This is a genomic window from Ruegeria spongiae (assembly GCF_023502395.1).
GTDB lineage: Bacteria > Pseudomonadota > Alphaproteobacteria > Rhodobacterales > Rhodobacteraceae > Ruegeria_C > Ruegeria_C spongiae.
Genome location: NZ_JAMFMB010000015.1, coordinates 58,249 through 76,513, shown reverse-complemented (window position 1 = coordinate 76,513; position 18,265 = coordinate 58,249). Strand labels below are relative to the sequence as shown.

At 62.3% G+C, this 18,265-nt stretch carries 22 protein-coding genes; 11 read left to right on the top strand and 11 right to left on the bottom strand.

Translation table 11 applies throughout. The features are described from left to right. Positions 1-153 precede the first annotated feature (153 nt). Both M3P21_RS12905 and M3P21_RS12900 read right to left on the bottom strand, forming a co-directional pair. A complete protein-coding gene (locus M3P21_RS12905; protein WP_249710456.1) occupies positions 154-591 on the bottom strand; it encodes a tellurite resistance TerB family protein in 438 nt (145 codons plus the stop codon). A gap of 27 nt (positions 592-618) precedes the next feature. Beyond that, positions 619-1,074 carry a tellurite resistance TerB family protein gene (locus M3P21_RS12900; protein WP_249710455.1) on the bottom strand — a complete coding sequence of 152 codons (456 nt, stop codon included), beginning with the start codon at positions 1,072-1,074 and terminating at the stop codon, positions 619-621. A 128-nt stretch (positions 1,075-1,202) separates the two neighbouring features. Between M3P21_RS12900 and M3P21_RS12895 the strand changes: the two genes are divergently transcribed. Continuing rightward, positions 1,203-2,237, top strand: a complete 1,035-nt coding sequence (locus M3P21_RS12895) for a dipeptidase (protein WP_249710454.1) — start codon at positions 1,203-1,205, stop codon at positions 2,235-2,237. 14 nt (positions 2,238-2,251) lie between these two features. Here M3P21_RS12895 and pyrG read toward each other — a convergent pair whose 3' ends face one another. Together pyrG and secG are read right to left on the bottom strand one after the other, a co-directional pair. Beyond that, entirely contained in the window at positions 2,252-3,895 is a 1,644-nt protein-coding gene (pyrG, locus tag M3P21_RS12890; RefSeq protein WP_249710453.1) for a CTP synthase, read from the bottom strand. A 162-nt stretch (positions 3,896-4,057) separates the two neighbouring features. Continuing rightward, positions 4,058-4,423 (bottom strand): preprotein translocase subunit SecG, encoded by a 366-nt coding sequence (secG, locus tag M3P21_RS12885; protein ID WP_249710452.1) that lies wholly within the window; start codon positions 4,421-4,423, stop codon positions 4,058-4,060. A gap of 152 nt (positions 4,424-4,575) precedes the next feature. Between secG and nthA the strand changes: the two genes are divergently transcribed. The 3 genes from nthA to M3P21_RS12870 are packed head-to-tail and all read left to right on the top strand — an operon-like array spanning position 4,576 to position 6,190. Continuing rightward, entirely contained in the window at positions 4,576-5,199 is a 624-nt protein-coding gene (gene nthA, locus M3P21_RS12880) for a nitrile hydratase subunit alpha (RefSeq protein ID WP_249710451.1), read from the top strand. After that, positions 5,196-5,873 (top strand): nitrile hydratase subunit beta, encoded by a 678-nt coding sequence (nthB, locus tag M3P21_RS12875; RefSeq protein ID WP_249710450.1) that lies wholly within the window; start codon positions 5,196-5,198, stop codon positions 5,871-5,873. Before nthA ends, nthB begins: the two co-directional genes overlap by 4 nt. Further along, complete coding sequence (locus M3P21_RS12870) at positions 5,870-6,190, top strand: nitrile hydratase accessory protein (protein WP_249710449.1); 321 nt, start codon at positions 5,870-5,872, stop codon at positions 6,188-6,190. Before nthB ends, M3P21_RS12870 begins: the two co-directional genes overlap by 4 nt. A 12-nt stretch (positions 6,191-6,202) precedes the next feature. Here M3P21_RS12870 and M3P21_RS12865 read toward each other — a convergent pair whose 3' ends face one another. Continuing rightward, on the bottom strand, positions 6,203-6,595 hold the full coding sequence (locus M3P21_RS12865) for a nuclear transport factor 2 family protein (protein WP_249710447.1): 393 nt from the start codon (positions 6,593-6,595) through the stop codon (positions 6,203-6,205). A 46-nt stretch (positions 6,596-6,641) separates the two neighbouring features. Continuing rightward, a complete protein-coding gene (locus M3P21_RS12860) occupies positions 6,642-6,866 on the bottom strand; it encodes a hypothetical protein (protein ID WP_249710446.1) in 225 nt (74 codons plus the stop codon). 147 nt (positions 6,867-7,013) lie between these two features. On the opposite strand from M3P21_RS12860, the gene M3P21_RS12855 reads away from it, so the two are divergent. Both M3P21_RS12855 and M3P21_RS12850 read left to right on the top strand, forming a co-directional pair. Continuing rightward, on the top strand, positions 7,014-8,309 hold the full coding sequence (locus M3P21_RS12855; RefSeq protein WP_249710445.1) for an adenylosuccinate synthase: 1,296 nt from the start codon (positions 7,014-7,016) through the stop codon (positions 8,307-8,309). Further along, positions 8,309-8,533, top strand: coding sequence for a DUF2842 domain-containing protein (locus M3P21_RS12850; protein WP_249710444.1), 225 nt, complete (start codon positions 8,309-8,311; stop codon positions 8,531-8,533). Before M3P21_RS12855 ends, M3P21_RS12850 begins: the two co-directional genes overlap by 1 nt. Positions 8,534-8,642: 109 nt before the next feature. Here the strand turns inward: M3P21_RS12850 and M3P21_RS12845 are convergent, their stop codons facing one another. Further along, complete coding sequence (locus M3P21_RS12845; RefSeq protein ID WP_249710443.1) at positions 8,643-9,218, bottom strand: GNAT family N-acetyltransferase; 576 nt, start codon at positions 9,216-9,218, stop codon at positions 8,643-8,645. A gap of 178 nt (positions 9,219-9,396) precedes the next feature. Then, a complete protein-coding gene (locus M3P21_RS12840) occupies positions 9,397-11,286 on the bottom strand; it encodes a hypothetical protein (protein WP_249710442.1) in 1,890 nt (629 codons plus the stop codon). Positions 11,287-11,419: 133 nt separating this feature from the next. Here M3P21_RS12840 and M3P21_RS12835 point away from each other — a divergent pair, with 133 nt between their 5' ends. Next, positions 11,420-12,118: a thiamine diphosphokinase gene (locus M3P21_RS12835; protein ID WP_249710441.1), complete on the top strand. Its 699-nt coding sequence runs from the start codon at positions 11,420-11,422 to the stop codon at positions 12,116-12,118. Here M3P21_RS12835 and M3P21_RS12830 read toward each other — a convergent pair. Continuing rightward, positions 12,063-12,977, bottom strand: a complete 915-nt coding sequence (locus M3P21_RS12830) for a DMT family transporter (protein ID WP_249710440.1) — start codon at positions 12,975-12,977, stop codon at positions 12,063-12,065. The two genes, M3P21_RS12835 and M3P21_RS12830, sit on opposite strands and share 56 nt — an antisense overlap. Before the next feature lie 161 nt (positions 12,978-13,138). On the opposite strand from M3P21_RS12830, the gene M3P21_RS12825 reads away from it, so the two are divergent. Beyond that, positions 13,139-14,023: an MBL fold metallo-hydrolase gene (locus M3P21_RS12825; protein WP_249710438.1), complete on the top strand. Its 885-nt coding sequence runs from the start codon at positions 13,139-13,141 to the stop codon at positions 14,021-14,023. A gap of 12 nt (positions 14,024-14,035) precedes the next feature. Here M3P21_RS12825 and M3P21_RS12820 read toward each other — a convergent pair whose 3' ends face one another. Continuing rightward, positions 14,036-15,409 (bottom strand): L-serine ammonia-lyase, encoded by a 1,374-nt coding sequence (locus M3P21_RS12820; RefSeq protein ID WP_249710437.1) that lies wholly within the window; start codon positions 15,407-15,409, stop codon positions 14,036-14,038. Continuing rightward, positions 15,410-16,111 (bottom strand): glutathione S-transferase family protein, encoded by a 702-nt coding sequence (locus M3P21_RS12815; protein WP_249710436.1) that lies wholly within the window; start codon positions 16,109-16,111, stop codon positions 15,410-15,412. Between the two features lie 185 nt (positions 16,112-16,296). On the opposite strand from M3P21_RS12815, the gene M3P21_RS12810 reads away from it, so the two are divergent. The 3 genes from M3P21_RS12810 to M3P21_RS12800 all read left to right on the top strand — a co-directional run bounded on the left by M3P21_RS12810 (position 16,297) and on the right by M3P21_RS12800 (position 18,241). Next, complete coding sequence (locus tag M3P21_RS12810; RefSeq protein ID WP_249710435.1) at positions 16,297-16,851, top strand: EF-hand domain-containing protein; 555 nt, start codon at positions 16,297-16,299, stop codon at positions 16,849-16,851. 74 nt (positions 16,852-16,925) lie between these two features. Next, on the top strand, positions 16,926-17,714 hold the full coding sequence (gene rpiA, locus M3P21_RS12805; RefSeq protein WP_249710434.1) for a ribose-5-phosphate isomerase RpiA: 789 nt from the start codon (positions 16,926-16,928) through the stop codon (positions 17,712-17,714). Between the two features lie 2 nt (positions 17,715-17,716). Beyond that, positions 17,717-18,241, top strand: a complete 525-nt coding sequence (locus M3P21_RS12800; protein ID WP_249710433.1) for a hypothetical protein — start codon at positions 17,717-17,719, stop codon at positions 18,239-18,241. Positions 18,242-18,265 lie beyond the last annotated feature (24 nt).

The window sequence follows — 18,265 nt, the reverse complement described above, 5'->3', positions numbered from 1 at the left end:
CTACTAGGTCGGAAAAATTGGCGTAATGCAATGTGCAAAACGCAAAAAACAGCGCCTGAATGCACCGATTCGAGCATCGGCGGAGGCGGATTCGGAGCTTGTTGCCTGATCCAGCGGCATTGTACGAAGCGGGGTGCCCGCAGGCGTTGCCAACTAGCTGCGTGCGGCCTTGTGGCGGGCGATGGCGGAATCCCGGTCATTCACGCCCAGCAGGCTGGAGACCAGACGCAGCAGCGAATCTTCCTCTTCGCTGCGTTCGCCATCGGCCAGAACCACCGACCAGGCCGCCTCGACCACGGCCTTGCGGTGGTCATATGGCACCGCCTCTTTGATGGCGCGGGTGAAGCGCACCGTGTCGGGTGCTTCGGTTTCCAGCGTTTCGGCCTGACCACGCAGATGCGCCGCCTCGAAAGGGCTCAGCCCGTAGCGTGCCTCGATGATCTTGTCGATGCGGCGAATCTCGGCGTCGGCATAATCGTCGTCAGAGCGTGCGATCCGCACCAGCAGCGCGGTCAGCGCCAGGCGCGCGTCAGGTTCGGCCAGATCATCTGGCGTTTCCTGGGTCAGGCGGGAGAGGAAATCCTTGAACATGAGACAGATATAGAAGCGTCAGGCAGATCAGCCAAGGGCCTGTGCGACACGGTCCATCACGCGGCGGCGCGCGGCCTGACTGTCATTGTAGCTCAGCCCCATGGCGACGCGGGCCTCTTCCACGATCTTCAGCTCGCCTTCCTTCTGCTCGCCATCGGCCAGCACGACCTCCCACAGCGCCTCGATGGCGGCGAGCCGTTCGGTCAACCCGGTGGTTTCGCGGATCAGCTTGCCGAACGTATCGGTGTCGGGGGCGGCGGCGTGCAGCTTTTCGCAGGTGGCGCGCACTTTGGCGGCCTCGATGGCGTTATGCTGATAGAGCCGGGCCAGGATGCGGTCGATCAGGCTGATTTCTTCGACCTGATAGTCACGGTCGGATTGCGCCACCCGCACCAGCAGCGCGCCCAATGCCAATTCGGCATCCGGATCGGGTAGCGGGGCGGGTTCGGCGGGGCGGAACGCCTGGAAGAGCTTTTTCAACATGGGCGAAAATTATCGCGGAAAGCGCGGGTCGCCAAGCGCGAACTACACCCTAAGCGAATTCACCCGCAAGTTGCCGGTTGTGCGGAGTGCCGCTTGTTCCCGCGCCGGATTTCGAACAGGCTGCGCACATGCTGATATTTGACGGACATAACGACGTTCTGACCGAGCTGTTCGAGGCAGGCGGCGTCGCGGCGGCCCCTACATTCGGCTCCGGCCTTTCCGGGCACCTGGACGCCGCTCGCGCCGCAATGGGCGGCTTCGGAGGCGGCTTTTTCGCGATCTGGGTGGCCTCACCCGGTACGATCGATTTCGATGGTATCTATGGCCCCTATGATCTGCCATTGCCTGCCGAGATTGCACAAGAAGACGCGTGGCGCGTGGCGCGAGTTCAAGCGGATATTTTGATTGATTTACAAAAGCTTCAATCGTTGAGCTTATGTCGATCTGTGGCTGAGATGGAAGCCGCGCGTCAGCACGGCAAGGTCGCGGCGGTCCTGCATATGGAAGGCGCCGAAGCGATCAGCGACAGCCTGCAGGAACTGGAATGGCTCTATGAGCAGGGCTTACGCTCACTTGGTCCGGTCTGGAGCCGACCGAATCGATTCGGTCACGGCGTGCCGTTCCGCTACCCTTCCGACGGCGATACCGGGCCGGGTCTGACGGCGATGGGTCACGCGCTGGTCGAGAGGTGCAACGAGATGCGGGTGATGGTGGACCTCAGCCACCTGAACGCGGCGGGCGTGCGGGATGTGGCGGCGATCAGCGACGCTCCGCTTGTGGCGACCCATTCCAACGCCCATGCCATCAGCCCGCATGCCCGCAACCTGACCGATGACCAACTGGCGTTGATCGCGCAGAGCGGCGGCGTGGTCGGCCTGAACTTCGAAAGCACCTTCCTGCGCCCTGATGGGCAGCCCAACCCGGATATCCCCGAGTCGGTGGTGATGGCGCATCTCGACCATCTGCTGGGCGCGTTGGGAGAGGAGGGCGTGGCGCTGGGCTCTGATTTCGATGGCTGTACCCCGCCGCTCTGGCTGAACGGGGCAGAAAAACTGCCCGCGTTGATCGCAGCCATGGAACACCATGGCTACACCGCTGACCGGATAGAGCGCATCTGCTGGTCGAACTGGATGCGCGTGCTGCGCGAGACCTGGGGCGGCTGAGCGCCCCGGAGCCATCAGACCAGACGCGAGCTTTCTTTGGCGGCGCGCACGAAATCGGCGAAAAGCGGGTGCGGCTGGAACGGCTTCGATTTCAGCTCGGGGTGGAATTGCACGCCGATGAACCACGGATGATCGGTCCATTCCACGATCTCGGGCAGGCGGCCATCAGGAGACATGCCGGAAAATTTCAACCCGGCCTTTTCCAACTTGTCGCGGTATTTGATATCCACCTCATAGCGGTGGCGATGGCGCTCCTCGATGGCGGTGGACCCATAGACCGAGGCCACCAGCGAGCCGTCGTTCAGGGCTGCATCATAAGCCCCCAGACGCATGGTGCCGCCCTTGTCGTCGCCAACCTTGCGTTCAACCTTGTGGTTGCCCTGCACCCATTCCTTGAGGTGATAGACCACCGGTTCGAACCGTTTCTGACCCGCCTCGTGGTCAAATTCTTCGGACCCCGCCTTGGCGATCCCGGCCACATTGCGCGCCGCCTCGATCACCGCCATCTGCATGCCCAGACAGATACCCAGATAAGGCACATTGTTCTCGCGGGCATATTGCGCCGCCTTGATCTTGCCCTCGGTGCCGCGCTCGCCAAAGCCACCGGGGACCAGAATGGCATGATAGCCTTCAAGATAAGGCGCGGCGTCTTCGCTGTCGAAGACCTCGGCATCGACCCACTCGACCTTGACGCGTACCCGGTTGGCCATGCCGCCATGGGTCAGCGCCTCGGCGATTGACTTATAGGCATCCTCAAGCTGGGTGTATTTGCCGACGATGGCCACTTTGACCTGACCTTCGGCATTGTGGATGCGGTCGCTGACATCTTCCCATTTGGTCAGATCGGGTTTCGGGGCGGGGCTGATCTGGAACGCGTCCAGGACCGCCTGATCCAGCCCTTCGGCGTGATAGGCGAGCGGTGCGTCATAGATGGTGCCGAGGTCCTGTGCGGCGATCACGCTGTCGGGCCGTACATTGCAGAACAGCGCCAGCTTTTCCCGTTCCTTGGCCGGGATCGGCCCCTCGGAGCGGCAGACCAGAATATCCGGTGCCAGCCCGATCGAGCGCAGTTCCTTGACCGAGTGCTGGGTTGGTTTGGTTTTCAGCTCACCGCTGGCCTTGATATAGGGCAGCAGGGTCAGGTGCATGAACAGACACTGACCGCGCGGCTTGTCCTGGCTGAACTGGCGGATCGCCTCGAAGAACGGCAGGCCTTCGATATCGCCGACGGTGCCGCCGATCTCGCAGAGCATGAAATCGACCTCATCCTCGCCGATCGAAATGAAATCCTTGATCTCGTTGGTGACGTGGGGAATGACCTGAATGGTCTTGCCCAGGTAATCGCCGCGCCGCTCTTTTTCCAGCACGTTGGAATAGATGCGACCCGAGCTGACCGAGTCCGTCTTGCGCGCCGCAACCCCGGTGAAGCGTTCATAGTGGCCAAGGTCCAGATCGGTCTCGGCCCCGTCATCGGTCACGAAGACCTCGCCATGTTCAAACGGCGACATCGTGCCGGGATCGACATTCAGGTAGGGGTCGAGCTTGCGCAGCCGTACTGAAAAGCCGCGCGCCTGCAACAGCGCGCCCAGAGCCGCCGATGCAAGACCTTTGCCCAACGAGGATACGACCCCGCCCGTGATGAAGATGAAACGCGCCATAAGTGTCCGATTACCCCGTGAGACTTCAAGATTCGAGTGCCCGGCGGTCCGCTGAAAAACCGCTGCATCACGGGACTTCACTAATAAAGGATTCGCGCGCATTGCGCAAGGGAACCGCAAGATGCTGTTGCGGTTCTTTCCCGGATGGCAAGGTGTAGTGGATTATTCGGCGGTTGGCGTCAGCGGACCGGTTTCGTCGATACCCGGTGGCAGCAGGTCCTGACCTGCGGGCAGATCAGTGCTGCCCTCGTCGTTTGTGGCGGGTGCCGACACTCCCAGCCGGTCGATGACCGAGCTGCCCGAGGCGTTCTTTGCCGCGATGATCGTCAGCGTGATCGAGGTGATGATGAACGCGGTCGCAAGAACCCAGGTCACCTTGCTCAGCGCCGTGGCCGCGGCCCGGCCGGTCATCGCACCGCCACCGCCGCCGCCCATGCCCAGACCACCCCCTTCGGACCGTTGCATCAGCACAACGGCAATCAGCCCGAGGGCCAGAAGAAGGTGAATGATGAGGACGACGTTTTCCATCGGAAATCCTGAGCAGCTTGGGCCGTGTATCGCGCGGTATGTATGCAAGTTTGCGGGCAGGGGCAAGGGAGGAATGGCATCAGAACCGATGATGGGCACCATCACGAGAAAGGCACTGGACAGGGGCGGTCCGGGGGTCGCACTCTGACCCCATGCCACATGACCATTCCGACCATCCGCATGCCCTTCTGCCACCCGATCCGGCGCTGCGTGTCAAGGCGCTTGAGACGATTCTGACCCGCAAGGGGCTGATCGATCCGGCAGCTTTGGACGAGATCATCGACACCTACCAGAACCGTATCGGCCCCAGAAACGGCGCGCAGGTGGTGGCCCGCGCCTGGAGCGATCCCGGCTTTCGCGCCGCGCTGCAGGAGGATGCGACCGCCGCAGTATCCGAGATGGGGTTTTATGGCCGTCAGGGCGAACATATGGTGGTGGTCGAAAACACGCCCTCGCAGCACAACATGGTCGTTTGTACCTTGTGCAGTTGTTACCCGTGGCCGCTGTTGGGCATTCCGCCCGGCTGGTACAAATCCGACGCCTATCGCGCCCGCGCCGTGCGTGCGCCGCGCAAGGTGCTGGCAGAGTTCGGGGTCACACTGCTGCCCGAGACTTCGGTGCGGGTCTGGGATTCGACCGCCGAGATTCGCTATCTGGTCCTGCCCATGCGGCCCGAGGGCAGCGACGGTCTGTCGGAACAGGCGCTGGCGGCGCTGGTCACCCGCGACAGCATGATCGGCACCGGCCTGCCGCGTGCGCCGGAGGGCGCGCCATGACCCGCGTGCATGACATGGGTGGCCGTTTTGGCGATGGTCCGGTTGTGCCCGAGCGCGAGGACGCGCCGGTCTTTGCCGAAGATTGGCACGCGCGGGTTCTGGCGGTAACGTTGGCCTGCGGTTCATTGGGCAAATGGAACATCGACATCTCGCGCCATGCCCGTGAATGCCTGTCGCCACAGGACTATGCCCGCTTCAGCTATTACGAAAAATGGATCGCGGCGCTGGCCGACCTGCTGGTGAAAACCGGGGTGCTGAGTGTGGGTGATCTGAGTGGTTCCGGGGACTCGGACCTGCGTGAACTGGCCGCCAAGGCTCTGCGCGCCGATTCGGTTGCTGGCGTTCTGGCCAGTGGCGGACCCGCCGACCGGCCCAGCCCGCTGGCGCCGCGTTTCACCAAGGGGCAGGCGGTCCGCACCTTGCGGCCCGCCGCAAACCGGCTGGTTGAGGGGGGGCATACCCGTTTGCCGGTCTACGCTCAGGGCGCGTTGGGATACATCCTCCGCCTGCATGGCGCGCATGTCCTGCCAGACAGCAACGCCCATGGTCTGGGCGAAGCGCCAGAGCCGCTTTATGCGGTGGTGTTCCACGCATCCGCGCTGTGGGCCGCCCCCGAACACCCCGAGGACGACGTGGTTCTGGACCTCTGGCAAAGCTATCTGGAGCCGGTATGAGCGATTCTGCACCCGAACCGGTTTTCGAAGACCCCTGGCACGCGCAGCTTTTTGCGCTGACCGTGCATCTGAACGAAACCGGCCGCTTCGACTGGCCGGACTGGGCGGCGCGCTTTTCGGCAACGCTGAAGCGGCACGGGCTGGAACGGGAACTGAACGGCGGCGCTGACTATTTCAACGCCTGGCTCGAAACGCTTGAGGATTTGCTGGCCGAAAGCGGAGAGGCAGGTGACGGCGAACGCGACAGGGTGCGGCAGGCATGGGAAAACGCCTACCTGACCACGCCGCATGGCCAGCCGGTTCATCTGCCAGGCTAGCGCGAGTCGAATCTACGACCGTGCGGCTGAGATGGTCGCGGTATCCTGAAATTCCAGAATTTCGGTGATCTTGCCGTCCTCGACCGTCCAGAACAACGCGTTCTGGGTCTGCAGCGGTGCGCCGGTCCTGCGATTTATGAATTCGACGCGCTGCCGCGTCGCCGCGCGATTTCCAGACACGATCAGGTCGATCAATTCGAATGCTCCGAAAGTCCAGTCTTCCACATATTTGCTCAGGGCGTCGACGAAAGCCGCTTTTCCGTGGCAGTCGGCGCAGTAGGGGCCACAATCGGGCGTCGATCGAATGCAATAGTGGATGTCGTCGGTGCACAATCCCAGAACGGTTTCGAGATCCGACGCGGCGTAGGCGGTCACGGCCTTGCGAATGACAGTTTCGGTGTCCATGAAAATCCTCCCTCAAATGTACCAACCATGGCGGCAGAGGAACAAATCAGGCGTCGCGCCCGCTTGGGCGTGAGGTCAGCCCGGCCTTTTGCAAAAACCGCCGGAACCCTGTCCGGCTTGGCCAGGGGAATCCCGCGCGCTTGCGGGGCCTCGATCCGGCCAGTCGGTTGAACTCATGCACGTCGATGATGCGTTCGGCGCAGCCGCAGCCTTCGCCTGTGGCGACCTTTTCGAAATAGAACTTCTGGAAATCGGTGTCTGTTTTCTTCATCTCTGGTCCTCCGCCATGGCTTATTCTGCCAGAAAACCCGGCCCCGGCCTACTGCCAGCTCCCCTGCGGCGAATTTGATGTTTCGCCCGGACGATCCCGACGCTATACCGGCGCGGGTTTTCATTCTTTTCAGCAAAAGGACCTGCAATGGCCAATGTCGTGGTTGTCGGCGCCCAATGGGGTGACGAAGGTAAAGGCAAGATCGTGGATTGGCTCAGCGAGCGCGCTGATGTGATCGCGCGCTTTCAGGGCGGGCACAATGCCGGGCACACCCTCGTCATCGATGGTGCGGTCTACAAGCTGCACGCGCTGCCCTCGGGCGTGGTGCGCGGCGGCAAACTGAGTGTGATCGGCAATGGCGTGGTGCTGGACCCCTGGCATCTGATGAAAGAGATCGCGACGATCCGCGCCCAGGGCGTCGATATAACGCCCGACACGCTGATGATCGCCGAGAACACGCCGCTGATCCTGCCCATCCATGGCGAGCTTGATCGTGCCCGCGAAGAGGCCGCGAGCAAGGGCACCAAGATCGGAACCACAGGTCGTGGCATTGGTCCGGCCTATGAGGACAAGGTGGGCCGCCGTTCGGTCCGGGTGGCTGATCTGGCCGATGAGGCAACGCTTGAAGCGCGCGTCGACCGGGCGTTGCAGCATCACGATCCCCTGCGCAAAGGACTTGGGATCGACGCTGTAGACCGCGATGCGCTGATTGCCCAGCTAAAGGAGATTGCAGCCGATATCCTGCCGTTTTCCGCGCCTGTCTGGAAAGTGCTGAACGAAAAGCGCAAGGCCGGTAAGCGTATTCTCTTCGAAGGGGCGCAGGGCGCGCTGTTGGATATTGATTTCGGCACCTATCCTTTTGTGACGTCCTCCAACGTGATCGCGGGACAGGCCGCCACCGGTGTTGGCATCGGCCCCGGCTCGATCGATTTCGTGCTGGGCATCGTCAAGGCCTACACCACCCGTGTCGGAGAAGGCCCGTTCCCGAGCGAGTTGAACGATGCTGACGGCCAGAGGCTGGGTGAGCGCGGCCATGAGTTTGGTACCACCACAGGCCGCAAGCGCCGCTGCGGCTGGTTCGATGCCTGTCTGGTGCGCCAGACCTGCGCGACCAGCGGCGTCAACGGCATCTCGCTGACCAAGCTGGATGTTCTGGACGGGTTCGAGACCCTGAAAATCTGCACCGGCTATGAGCTGGATGGCGAGCGCGTGGATTATCTGCCCACCGCCGCCGACGCCCAGGCCCGCTGCACCCCGATCTACGAAGAGATGCCGGGCTGGAGCGAATCCACCGAAGGCGCGCGCAGCTGGGCCGATCTGCCCGCCAACGCCATCAAATATGTGCGCCGGGTCGAAGAACTGATCGACTGCCCGGTGGCTCTCTTGTCCACCAGCCCGGAGCGGGAGGACACCATTCTGGTGACCGACCCGTTTGCCGACTGATGGCGCTGAGCTACAAGGCGCGGCGGCGCTGGTCGCTGGTGATCCTGCTTTTGGGGCTGCCGCTTTATATTGTTGCGGTGGTGACGGTGCTGAACCTGCTGGACCGCCCGCCGCTTTGGCTGGAACTGGTAATCTATGTGGGGCTTGGCCTGCTCTGGGCGCTGCCGTTCCGGTTCATTTTTCGCGGTGTGGGGCAGGAAGACCCCGACAGCGCGGAAAAATAGCTTCGCCCACAGCACGATCTGCGCGGCCCTTGGATGCGGCCTGCAGTGGCGCGTGGTTGAACGTCCGATCCTGGCCGCCCCGTCTGGCAGCCAGGAAAAAGGCTCGATCTCAACCCGTTGGCTGGGAAGAATAATCTTTGCCGTGCGCGGGCCAGTGCAATATTGCGCGAACAAGCGCGTCACATTCGCCCGCGATTTCTTCGGTCAGCGACGCTGGTGACGGCCAGGGTGTGGTGAGGGTGGCCTCGACCTGACCGGGCATTGTCTTGAGTTCGGCCTCGTGTTTGCGCGCCAGGTTCTGCATTTTCTGGTTGCTTGCAAGACACAGCATGTGCAGTTCGCGGATGCCCCGGTTGCGCGCGGCGATGATCAGCCGCGACAGCAGGGCGTCACCCAACCCGCGGTGCTGCCAGTCGGGTTCAACCGTCAGGGCGGCCTCGTAGGCAACGGGCGCGCTGTCCGCGATCAGGCGCATTTCCCCGAGACCGCGCAGATGGCCGTCGGGAAACGCCCCATAGACATAGGCGTCATCGCTCAGGATTTTTGACACATATGTCTCTACATAGCTTTCGGAAACCTCTCCGCTGAAGCGGGAGGTCAGGCTTTCGGCGCTCAGTCGCTGAAAATGGGCCTCGATCTGGTCCTGATCGAAAGACCGCAATTGGCGTATCGTTGTATCCGGCATCGACTTTTACCCCTACAAAAGGATCTGTCTGACGAAGTTCACGCCTTAGATGGGGGCTTCGCTGCGGCGCAGCAAGAGGCGAATATGCAGGTGCGGCAAAATCGCATCACCCAGGATCTGTTTCTGAAACGAAAAACGGGCCACAATGGCCCGTTTTTAAACCGTTATTGCTGGTTTCTTAACCTGCGGCGCGATTGTCCGGGCGAAACCCGATTTCACCCGATGCGGTAAAACGCCCACCGCTGGTTTTCTCGATCTTGCCATCGCGCAGCAACTGACCAAAGGACCGCAGACCGTCCTCGCGGTTGAACTCCTGAGTGTCAAGCTGGCGAACCTTGTTCATCAGTTGCGGGCGCGAAAACTGCTCGCGACCTTCGACGAAGGACATATAGGCAGCAGCAGCCTCAAGCAGGTCGGGCAGCGAAACGGCGCCGTTTTCTGTGGCATATTCGGCGAAACCGCTGCTTTCGCCGTCAGGCTCTTCGGTGGTGACGCTGGCGATGCGGCGGGGCAGGACCGGGCCGCTGTTGTTGCTCTCGGTCGTCACATCGACGCGCTGCTCGGCCACCAGTTTCAGAGGGGCGGGGCGGTCGTTCGTGGTGCGAGGACGCGGTGCACCTTCAGTCACAATCGGGCGGCGCGGGCGCACGACATGGGACAGATCGTCGGCATATTGATCAGTTTCTTCCGCCTGTTCCGGCTCTTTCGGCGTGTCACCGGTCGACCGCTCCGCCTCAGCGGCAGCGACGGCGGCGCGTAGATGCGAATAGGTGTCGCGGCTGGTCGAAGCGTCGGGATTGTCCAGCCGCTCATCGGCAGCGGCCATCAGGCGCGACAGGTTGTCCTCGCCGCCTTCCTCGGTCACCGGCGGCAGGGTTGCGTGTTCAGTAGGGGGTGTATCGGGTGCCTCATCGCGCGGATCAGGCAGCGTCTGTTCCGCAGCTTCGGTATCCTCTCCGGCAGCCGCCTTCAATTCGGCCTCCACCGCAGCCAGTTCGCGCAGCAGGTCGGCTTCGTCATCGGGCGAGAGGGCCGAGGCAAAGTCGGGCGCGTCAGCCGCAGCACCGGTCTGTGGTGCAGAGGCATCCGCGCTGGACATCAGGACATGGACCGGGGCGGTCTCAACGTCTTCCGGGCTGTCATCGCTCATCAGGATGTTGGACAGGTCATCCTCGGCGGAGAAATCCTCGCCTTCTTCGTCATCCAGATCCCCGAACAGCGCGTTGTCGTCTTCGGCGTCGTCATCCGAATCATCAAACAGAGATTCGACGTTGGCGGGTTTCAACGCGACAGGTTCGGCGGCCTCTTCCTCATAGTCGGTCTCTGTCGTCTCGCTGTTCTGCGACATGAATGCCTCGACCGACGATGCATCCTCCTCGAACGCTTCCGAAAGATCCGCGGACGCTTCTTCGGCCACGACTTTGGGTGTGGTGTCTTCGGCATGTTCGTCTTCGGAATAGGACAGGCCAGCCGTTTCCTGATCCGCGTTCGAGACAACCTCGCGGATGCGCTTGAGCTTGGCGGCGATGCTGTCGGCGGCGGGCACGATTTCGGGTTCTGCGACCGGCTCCGCCTCTGGGATGGGCTGCTCGACAGCTACGGGGGGTGCCGGTGGGGCAATGTTCTCGACGGGGGCGGGTGCTGCGGGCTCGGAGGGCGCAGGCGCTGTCTGTGCGGCGGCAGAGCGCGCGACCGGGGTCGGTGCCGCAACGGGCTCCGGCTGAGGCGCGGGCGCCGCTTCCGCCTGCGGGGCAGGGGCGACTTGTGGTGCGGGGGCGGTTTGCGGGGCAGGGGCGACGGGCGCCGCTTCGGTTTCCGTCGCGCGCAGCACGATATGTTTCTGTTCGGTGCGTGCCTCGACCTGGCGTGAAACCTCGCGCTGGGCAATGCGCGCAAGCATGTCGGCATCGGGCTGAGGAGGCTCGGCCCCGAAATAGCGGTCATCCGAAGCCAGATCGCGGAAATACTCGGCGATGGCCTTCATGGTGTCAAACGAGTCGTCAAACCCTTCCAGAGTGCAGGAGAATGTCCCGTAAGAGACAGTTAAGACCTTGTTATTCTGTACCATGGGTTGCTCGCCCTCCACATACTTGTGGCTACCCGTTTACCATCGGCGTAGCGTCAATTTCGGCCCGAATCTGTGCAAATGAAAGTATCATTTCGTGGCCAGAATGTGGCCAACTTCGATTTTGGGAAACAATATGGGTAAAAAAGCAATTATTGTTTCCCGACGTGGGGTAGTCGCCCTGATTGGTGGCGGGCAGATCGACGCGGGCGATATTGATCTGGCGCTGACGGACAGCACGGCGCTGGTTGCGGCGGATGGCGGGGCACGGGCGGCGCTTGATCAGGGGCATGTGCCGGATGCTGTGATCGGCGATTTCGATTCTCTGGATGGTGAAACAGCGGCGCGTCTGCCTGCCGACCGCCTGTTTCCGATTCGTGAACAGGACAGCACCGATTTTGACAAGGCGCTGCGCCACATCGCGGCCCCCCTTGTTCTGGCTGCCGGGTTTCTGGGCGGCCGGGTGGACCATCAACTTGCCGTCCTAAACACTTTGGTCAGGCGGAAAACATCGCCTTGCATCCTGATCGGCGCGCGCGAGGTGATCTTCCATGCCCCGCCCGAGATCCGGCTGGCACTGGATCCGGGCGCCACTGTGTCACTGTTTCCATTGGCACCGGTAATGGGGCGCTCTGACGGATTGCGCTGGCCCATTGACGGGATCGCATTTGCACCCGACGGGGCGGTCGGAACCTCGAACGAAGTCACTGGTCCGGTGCATTTGCGCTTTGATGATCCGGGTATGATCGTGATGGTTCCGCGCGCCGCAATCGGGCAGGTCAGGCAGGCGTTTCTAGCCCCGGATCGCGCGCGATGGCCCGCTCGCGCAGGATGACGTAGAGCCCTGCGCCGATGGTGATCGCGATGCCAAGGCTTGACAAGCCGTTCGGCAGGTCCTGAAAAATCAGCCAGCCCAGCAGGGTGGCCATGGGTATCTCGAGATACTGCATCGGTGCCAGCGTGGCCGAGGGCGCAAAGCGCAGCGACCACGTCATCAGCAGATGTGCCACCGTGCCAATCAGGCCGATCGACAGCAGCAGCCACGCCTCCCATCGTTCGGGCGGGGTGATCACCAGATCGTGCAGGCCTGCCGCGTCGCCCAAAACCAGCGCGGGCACAAGAAATCCGGTTGCCATGAGACCCGAGACCGCCTGCAGCGCGACCGGGTCGGTGTCCTTCGCCAGATGCCGCGTGACGAGGATGAAAAAGGCAAAAGCCACGGCCACGAGCAGGGGCCAGAGCGCGTTCCAGCCAACTGCGGCAAAGCTGGGCTGAATCACCATCAGCGTTCCGGCAAAGCCAACGGTGCAGGCGATGATGCGGCGTTTGCCTACCTCTTCATTCAGGACAAACCGGCCCAGGATCAGCAGGATGAAGGGCATCACGAAAGCGATGGCGAAGGCGTCCGCCAGTGGCAGGTATTTCAGCGATGTGAACATTGCACCGATGCCGATGATATGCAGCACGGTGCGCAGCGCCGCCAGGCTCCAATACCGACCGGGCATGCGCCAGGGCCGCGCTGTCAGCCAGACCAGCGGCACCAGAATGATGGATTGAATGCCGAAGCGGACCACGACCAACTGGCTGACCGGCAGGCTGTGCGACAACAATTTCGCGATCGCATCGCCCAGCGGGGCAAGCACGCAAAAGGCAAGCATCAACGTGATGCCGAGAACGGGGCGATCCTGTGTCATGGCGCGACGCTATCCGGTCACCAGACGCGGGGAAAGACGAAACCGCTGGGGATATGACCGGAGTCAGCGGTCCGGATCATATTCTCAGCAAGTCTGCCTGTGGTTTTTGACTTTTATAGCCACAGATCACATGTCACCATCACGCGCAGCAGGAGGACGTCATGACCCAGCCCAAACCCGATCTGTCCGTGAAGCCCGAGGTCACCGCCTTTTTCGACGCGCAATCGAACACGATCAGCTATGTGGCCAAGGACCCGGCCAGCCCGGCCTGCGCGGTGATCGACCCGGTGATGGAGTTCGACGCGGCCGCCGGGCGGCTGACCCATGACGGCTCCAACAAGATCATCGCCTTCATCCAGGAACATGGCCTGACGACCGAATGGATCATCGAGACCCATGTTCACGCCGACCACCTGTCCGGCGCGCCATATATTCAGGACCGGATCGGTGGCAGGATCGGCATTGGCGAGTACGTCATCACCGTGCAGGAAACCTTCGGCAAGATATTCAACGAAGGCACCGAGTTCGAGCGCGACGGCTCGCAGTTCGACCGATTGTTCACGGATAACGACACCTATCAGGTCGGGCAGATGGCGTGTTTCGCGCTGCATACGCCGGGCCATACGCCTGCCTGCATGGTGCACGTGATGGGCGACGCGGTCTTTGCCGGTGACACGCTGTTCATGCCCGACGGCGGCTCGGCGCGGGCGGATTTTCCCGGCGGCGATGCCGGGCAGCTCTACGATTCGATCCAGCGCATCCTCAGCCTGCCGGACGAGATGCGGTTGTTCATCTGTCATGACTACGGCCCGAACGGCCGTGCAATCGCCTGGGAGACCACGATCGGCGAGGAACGCGCCGCCAATATCCATGTTGGCGCGGGCAAAAGCCGGGACGAGTTCATCCGCTTCCGCACCGAGCGCGACGCGGAACTGGCCATGCCAGCACTGATCCTGCCGTCGCTGCAGGTCAATATGCGTGGTGGCGACGTGCCCGCCGACGAAGACGGCAACCCGACGCTGAAGATCCCGCTGAACAAGCTTTAGGCCAGCGGGTGATCAGCAGTTCGGCACGTTCACGGCCAACCCGCCCAGCGAGGTTTCCTTGTATTTCTCATGCATGTCCTGACCGGTCTGGCGCATGGTCTCGATCACCGCATCCAGCGGCACCAGATGTTGACCGTCACCGCGCAAGGCGAGCGAGGCGGCGCTCACCGCTTTGATCGCCCCCAGCCCGTTGCGTTCGATACAGGGCACCTGCACCAGCCCTTTGATTGGATCGCAGGTCATGCCCAGATGATGTTCCAGCGCGATCTCTGCGGCGTTTTCCACCTGCTCGGGCGTGCCGCCCATCACCGCGCAGAGGCCGGCAGCGGCCATCGCCGAGGCGCTGCCCACCTCGGCCTGACAGCCCGCCTCGGCGCCCGAGATCGAGGCGTTGTACTTGACCAGCCCGCCAATGGCGGCGGCGGTCAGCAGAAAATCCTCGACATGGCTGGGGGCCGCACCGGGCACATGGTCGAGGTAGTAACGCAGCGTTGCAGGCAAAACGCCCGCCGCGCCATTGGTCGGCGCGGTGACGACCTGACCGCCTGCGGCGTTTTCCTCGTTGACCGCCATCGCGTAGACGCTCATCCAGTCGTTGATGGTGTGCGGCGCGCTCAGGTTCATGCCGCGTTCAGCTAACAGGGCGTCATGGATGCCCTTGGCCCGGCGGCGCACGCTGAGGCCGCCGGGCAGGATGCCGTCGGTGTGCAATCCGCGTTCGATACAGGCATTCATCACCTCCCAGATCCGACCGGTGCCGGATTTCAGCGAGACCTCGCAACCGCGCGCAATCTCGTTGCCGCGTTTCATTTCCGCGATGCTCTTGCCCGATGTTTTCGCCATCTCCAACATCTCGGCGGCGGATTTGAACGGGTAGGGAACCGGATCGCCCTCATTGGTGGCATCACCATTGGCCAGTTCCTCTTCGGTCAGGACAAAGCCGCCGCCGATCGAGTAGTAGACCTGCCGCAGGATCACATCGCCCTGCGCATCCGTGGCCATCAGCACCATGCCGTTGGCATGACCGGGCAAGGTCTGGTCATAGTCGAAGATCAAATCGGCTTTGGGATCAAAGCGCAGCGTTGGCAGACCCTCGGGCTGCACGGTTTTCTCGGCCTCGATCCGCGCCAGTTCAGCCTCGGCCTTGTCATGATCATAGCTGTCGGGACTGAAGCCTGCGAGGCCCAGGATGGTGGCACGATCGGTGGCATGGCCCACCCCTGTGAAAGCGAGCGAGCCGTGCAGCGAGCCGCGCAGCCCGTGGAACTCAAACGGCGAGGCGCGCATCAGGTCCAGAAACCGGGCTGCGGCCACCATCGGCCCCATCGTATGGGACGAGGACGGACCGACGCCCACTTTGAACATGTCGAAGATGGAAAGAAACATTCAGGTCGCGCTCCCTTGCGGCGGCGTGGGATGGGTGGGTGAGGTGAAGGGCGTCGCCCCGAGCCCCTCGGCGGCGATGGCCGCCCGCGTGGCGTCGCGCGTTTCGAGCGCGTTCAGCAGGCGTTGCAGATAAGGCGTGTCGGGCAGTTGAAACCAGCCCCGGTCGCTGCCCGCCGGATAGAGCGCCATCCAGCGCATCATGCAGGCCAGGTAATAGGTCAGAACCGACGGGTGATCAGGGCAGAGCCAGCCCGGCGCGGCGGCGGCCTGGCTGTCCAGAAGGTGCAGGTGGCGGCGCAGGCGGGGTCGGATGCCGGCGCGCAGGGCCTCGGCGTTACCGGGGTCGATATAGGTCTCGGCATAGAACAGGATGCGCAAATCGGCATGCAGCGTGTTCGAAGCGAAAAACAGCCATTTCAGAAAGGCGCCCCGGTCGGGGTGGTCTGCTGCCGGTGCCATCATGCCATACGTGTCGGCCAGCCAGAGCAGGATCGCGGCGGTCTCGAAAATCGGTCCCTGCGGGGTCTCCAGCACCGGGATCAGCCCATTGGGGTTGAGCGTGCGATAGGCGGTGCTGTCCTGTTCACGGACCGAGCGGTCGACCAGCACCGTTTCATAGGGCAGGCCCATCTCTTCCAGCACCAGCCGGATCACCAGCGAGGCGTTGTCGGGGGCGTAATGCAGGCGCAGTTTTTCGGTCATGATCGGCTTCTAGGGGGTTTGGGTGATTCCCCATACACCGTTTCCGACGTTTCCGATAGGAAACGCGCAAAATTTTCTGCCGGTCTTATGCAAGGTGGCCAGATCTGCCGACCACTGCGCGTCTTAAGACGGGGTTTACCTTCGCTGTGCATGCTCGGCGCATTCGCAACGTCGGAGGAACGCAGATGCGCGCGCTCAGGTGTCTTTTCCTATCTCTGCTGTTCTGGTGCGGCGTGGCCCGTGCCGTGATGGCACAGGATCTGGCGGGCTTCTTGGAAGAAGAGCTGCTGAACCTGCTCGGAACCGAACCCGACAAGTTCTATACCGTGGTGACCGACGCGATTATCGGCTACGGGCAGGGCGGGCGCATTGACAGGCCGGGGATCGAGGCGATGATCGCCGTGCGGCTGGGCACGCTGCGCGCCGGTCATTATCGCCGCCTGAACCTTGCTGATCTCGACAATGACGGTAGTGTCACCCGGTCCGAGGTGGGGACGGTTCTGCCGACGCTCTCGGCGGGTTTGCGCGCTCGGCTGGTGCGGCTGCACCGCTACGCTGACGAGGACGCGGACGGTACGGTCACCACGCAGGAACTGCGCGGCTTTGCCGAGGCCGAGGCGGTGTCTTCCATGGGCGCGGCGAATATCGAGGAATTGCGCCGGATCATGCTGATCGATCTCGACCGCGATGGCTGGGCCACGCTCGACGAGTTGAGCGAACTGCAGCAGATCGTGGGCTAGGCGCGCCGAATCCCTCTCGCAAGCGGTGGGGGACTTGCCTATAAGTCCCCTGGGACCAACCAGGGGATGCTGTCATGATCTCAGAAATGTCACCGATTGACCGGGCCAAATTTGTTGCCGCAAAGCGCGCTGCCGACCTTGTCGAGGACGGAATGCGCGTGGGGCTGGGCACCGGCTCGACCGCAGTGTGGCTGGTGCGTTGCCTGGGCGAGATGGTGCGCGAGCGGGGGCTGAAGTTTCGCGGCGTGCCCACCTCGACCCGCACGGCGGAACTGGCGCGCGAGGTCGGCATCGAGGTGATCTCGCTGGACGAGGCGCGCTGGCTGGACCTGACCATTGATGGCGCCGACGAATTCGATGGCGAGCAGAACCTGATCAAGGGCGGCGGCGGCGCGCTGTTGCAGGAAAAGATCGTGGCGACCGCCTCGGACCAGATGGTGGTGATCGCGGATGTCGGCAAAGAGGTCGAGGCGCTGGGCACCTTCCCGCTGCCGGTCGAGGTGATCCCGTTCGGTTGGCAGACCACGCAGGCGCTGATCGAAGAGATGCTGGTCTCGATGGACGTGTTGGGCCGCCAGTCGAGCCTGCGCATGAACGGCTCCGCGCCTTTTATGACCGATGAGGGCAACCACATCCTTGACCTGCATCTGGGCCGCATCGGCAACCCGCGTCAGATGGCCCTGACCCTCAACCAGATCCCCGGCATCGTTGAAAATGGCCTGTTCATCGACATCTGCGACATCGTCGTGATCGGCTATGGCGACGGCCGGGTCGAGCTGCGCGACATCAACGAAGGCACGGTTGAACATGACCGGCTGGAGCTGGACGAGACCGAGAACCTGTTCAGTGATCTCGCGGATTAAGAATGGGCGAAGAACCAAGTCTGGTTTTCAGAGAAAGCCGATTTCGCCTTAATCTAAGGCGGGTACTGAGAGTTTTGGACGGTACCTTTCTACTTGTCGTTGGAATTTTCTTGCTGGCTCACAACGTATTGGTCGATCCAAACGCAATTACAGGTGTTGGCGGCGTGATCGCGCTCGTTTGGGCCACCGGAGAGTACTTAGCTGTGCGAAAGTTCACCGATGTGAAGGCAGCGGTTGGTGCCTCTGGAATAGATATGCGCACCGGCACTGGAAAACCCTTTCGTTTGAATTGGGAAAAAGTAGAAGCCATTCAGATCTACGAAGGGCGTCGTCGACGCTCTTTCAAGAACATCATTGTCTACAAGAAAAATGGGAGTTTAAAGCGCTCTGTGATGCCATTGAAATCAATGCCCTCGGACATATCTGAGCAATTTGTTGAAGCGTTGCGCCCCTATTGGCCCGATCTGGACAAACCGTGGCAGGATCAGATCAAGGCTCGGAACGGGCTGGACAGTGGCGCGGGATAGGCTACACCCCTTGCGGGACCAAGG

Coding starts and splice junctions, on each gene's coding strand:
- M3P21_RS12905 (WP_249710456.1), bottom strand. CDS start 591: ATGTTCAAGGATTTCCTCTCCCGCCTGACCCAGGAAACGCCAGATGAT.
- M3P21_RS12900 (WP_249710455.1), bottom strand. CDS start 1,074: ATGTTGAAAAAGCTCTTCCAGGCGTTCCGCCCCGCCGAACCCGCCCCG.
- M3P21_RS12895 (WP_249710454.1), top strand. CDS start 1,203: ATGCTGATATTTGACGGACATAACGACGTTCTGACCGAGCTGTTCGAG.
- pyrG (WP_249710453.1), bottom strand. CDS start 3,895: ATGGCGCGTTTCATCTTCATCACGGGCGGGGTCGTATCCTCGTTGGGC.
- secG (WP_249710452.1), bottom strand. CDS start 4,423: ATGGAAAACGTCGTCCTCATCATTCACCTTCTTCTGGCCCTCGGGCTG.
- nthA (WP_249710451.1), top strand. CDS start 4,576: ATGCCACATGACCATTCCGACCATCCGCATGCCCTTCTGCCACCCGAT.
- nthB (WP_249710450.1), top strand. CDS start 5,196: ATGACCCGCGTGCATGACATGGGTGGCCGTTTTGGCGATGGTCCGGTT.
- M3P21_RS12870 (WP_249710449.1), top strand. CDS start 5,870: ATGAGCGATTCTGCACCCGAACCGGTTTTCGAAGACCCCTGGCACGCG.
- M3P21_RS12865 (WP_249710447.1), bottom strand. CDS start 6,595: ATGGACACCGAAACTGTCATTCGCAAGGCCGTGACCGCCTACGCCGCG.
- M3P21_RS12860 (WP_249710446.1), bottom strand. CDS start 6,866: ATGAAGAAAACAGACACCGATTTCCAGAAGTTCTATTTCGAAAAGGTC.
- M3P21_RS12855 (WP_249710445.1), top strand. CDS start 7,014: ATGGCCAATGTCGTGGTTGTCGGCGCCCAATGGGGTGACGAAGGTAAA.
- M3P21_RS12850 (WP_249710444.1), top strand. CDS start 8,309: ATGGCGCTGAGCTACAAGGCGCGGCGGCGCTGGTCGCTGGTGATCCTG.
- M3P21_RS12845 (WP_249710443.1), bottom strand. CDS start 9,218: ATGCCGGATACAACGATACGCCAATTGCGGTCTTTCGATCAGGACCAG.
- M3P21_RS12840 (WP_249710442.1), bottom strand. CDS start 11,286: ATGGTACAGAATAACAAGGTCTTAACTGTCTCTTACGGGACATTCTCC.
- M3P21_RS12835 (WP_249710441.1), top strand. CDS start 11,420: ATGGGTAAAAAAGCAATTATTGTTTCCCGACGTGGGGTAGTCGCCCTG.
- M3P21_RS12830 (WP_249710440.1), bottom strand. CDS start 12,977: ATGACACAGGATCGCCCCGTTCTCGGCATCACGTTGATGCTTGCCTTT.
- M3P21_RS12825 (WP_249710438.1), top strand. CDS start 13,139: ATGACCCAGCCCAAACCCGATCTGTCCGTGAAGCCCGAGGTCACCGCC.
- M3P21_RS12820 (WP_249710437.1), bottom strand. CDS start 15,409: ATGTTTCTTTCCATCTTCGACATGTTCAAAGTGGGCGTCGGTCCGTCC.
- M3P21_RS12815 (WP_249710436.1), bottom strand. CDS start 16,111: ATGACCGAAAAACTGCGCCTGCATTACGCCCCCGACAACGCCTCGCTG.
- M3P21_RS12810 (WP_249710435.1), top strand. CDS start 16,297: ATGCGCGCGCTCAGGTGTCTTTTCCTATCTCTGCTGTTCTGGTGCGGC.
- rpiA (WP_249710434.1), top strand. CDS start 16,926: ATGATCTCAGAAATGTCACCGATTGACCGGGCCAAATTTGTTGCCGCA.
- M3P21_RS12800 (WP_249710433.1), top strand. CDS start 17,717: ATGGGCGAAGAACCAAGTCTGGTTTTCAGAGAAAGCCGATTTCGCCTT.